Source organism: Pseudomonas sp. RP-B7, from assembly GCF_059803535.1.
Genome location: NZ_JAPFHC010000066.1, coordinates 1 through 2,321, shown reverse-complemented (window position 1 = coordinate 2,321; position 2,321 = coordinate 1). Strand labels below are relative to the sequence as shown.

Annotated in this window: 1 rRNA gene; it reads left to right on the top strand. The window is 52.2% G+C overall.

From position 1 onward, the window contains the following. Positions 1 to 2,248: ribosomal RNA gene (locus tag OPU96_RS28730) — 23S ribosomal RNA — on the top strand; the annotation flags it as partial. Between the last annotated feature and the right edge of the window lie 73 nt (positions 2,249 to 2,321).

Below are 2,321 nucleotides of genomic sequence, written 5' to 3'. Positions count from 1 at the left end.
TAGTCGCTGGGAATAGACCCGAAACCGGGCGATCTATCCATGGGCAGGTTGAAGGTTGGGTAACACTAACTGGAGGACCGAACCGACTACCGTTGAAAAGTTAGCGGATGACCTGTGGATCGGAGTGAAAGGCTAATCAAGCTCGGAGATAGCTGGTTCTCCTCGAAAGCTATTTAGGTAGCGCCTCATGTATCACTGTAGGGGGTAGAGCACTGTTTCGGCTAGGGGGTCATCCCGACTTACCAAACCGATGCAAACTCCGAATACCTACAAGTGCCGAGCATGGGAGACACACGGCGGGTGCTAACGTCCGTCGTGAAAAGGGAAACAACCCAGACCGTCAGCTAAGGTCCCAAAGTTATGGTTAAGTGGGAAACGATGTGGGAAGGCTTAGACAGCTAGGAGGTTGGCTTAGAAGCAGCCACCCTTTAAAGAAAGCGTAATAGCTCACTAGTCGAGTCGGCCTGCGCGGAAGATGTAACGGGGCTCAAACCATACACCGAAGCTACGGGTATCACGTAAGTGATGCGGTAGAGGAGCGTTCTGTAAGCCTGTGAAGGTGAGTTGAGAAGCTTGCTGGAGGTATCAGAAGTGCGAATGCTGACATGAGTAACGACAATGGGTGTGAAAAACACCCACGCCGAAAGACCAAGGTTTCCTGCGCAACGTTAATCGACGCAGGGTTAGTCGGTCCCTAAGGCGAGGCTGAAAAGCGTAGTCGATGGAAAACAGGTTAATATTCCTGTACTTCTGGTTATTGCGATGGAGGGACGGAGAAGGCTAGGCCAGCTTGGCGTTGGTTGTCCAAGTTTAAGGTGGTAGGCTGAGATCTTAGGTAAATCCGGGATCTTAAGGCCGAGAGCTGATGACGAGTTAACTTTTAGTTAACGAAGTGGTTGATGCCATGCTTCCAAGAAAAGCTTCTAAGCTTCAGGTAACCAGGAACCGTACCCCAAACCGACACAGGTGGTTGGGTAGAGAATACCAAGGCGCTTGAGAGAACTCGGGTGAAGGAACTAGGCAAAATGGCACCGTAACTTCGGGAGAAGGTGCGCCGGTGAGGGTGAAGGACTTGCTCCGTAAGCTCATGCCGGTCGAAGATACCAGGCCGCTGCGACTGTTTATTAAAAACACAGCACTCTGCAAACACGAAAGTGGACGTATAGGGTGTGACGCCTGCCCGGTGCCGGAAGGTTAATTGATGGGGTTAGCTAACGCGAAGCTCTTGATCGAAGCCCCGGTAAACGGCGGCCGTAACTATAACGGTCCTAAGGTAGCGAAATTCCTTGTCGGGTAAGTTCCGACCTGCACGAATGGCGTAACGATGGCGGCGCTGTCTCCACCCGAGACTCAGTGAAATTGAAATCGCTGTGAAGATGCAGTGTATCCGCGGCTAGACGGAAAGACCCCGTGAACCTTTACTATAGCTTTGCACTGGACTTTGAATTTGCTTGTGTAGGATAGGTGGGAGGCTTTGAAGCGTGGACGCCAGTTCGCGTGGAGCCATCCTTGAAATACCACCCTGGCAACTTTGAGGTTCTAACTCAGGTCCGTTATCCGGATCGAGGACAGTGTATGGTGGGTAGTTTGACTGGGGCGGTCTCCTCCTAAAGAGTAACGGAGGAGTACGAAGGTGCGCTCAGACCGGTCGGAAATCGGTCGTAGAGTATAAAGGCAAAAGCGCGCTTGACTGCGAGACAGACACGTCGAGCAGGTACGAAAGTAGGTCTTAGTGATCCGGTGGTTCTGTATGGAAGGGCCATCGCTCAACGGATAAAAGGTACTCCGGGGATAACAGGCTGATACCGCCCAAGAGTTCATATCGACGGCGGTGTTTGGCACCTCGATGTCGGCTCATCACATCCTGGGGCTGAAGCCGGTCCCAAGGGTATGGCTGTTCGCCATTTAAAGTGGTACGCGAGCTGGGTTTAGAACGTCGTGAGACAGTTCGGTCCCTATCTGCCGTGGACGTTTGAGATTTGAGAGGGGCTGCTCCTAGTACGAGAGGACCGGAGTGGACGAACCTCTGGTGTTCCGGTTGTCACGCCAGTGGCATTGCCGGGTAGCTATGTTCGGAATAGATAACCGCTGAAAGCATCTAAGCGGGAAACTAGCCTCAAGATGAGATCTCACTGGAACCTTGAGTTCCCTGAAGGGCCGTCGAAGACTACGACGTTGATAGGTTGGGTGTGTAAGCGCTGTGAGGCGTTGAGCTAACCAATACTAATTGCCCGTGAGGCTTGACCATATAACACCCAAGCAATTTGCGTCGAAAGGCCAGATTGCGGTGTGTGAAGACGAAATGAACCGAAAGTTCGACG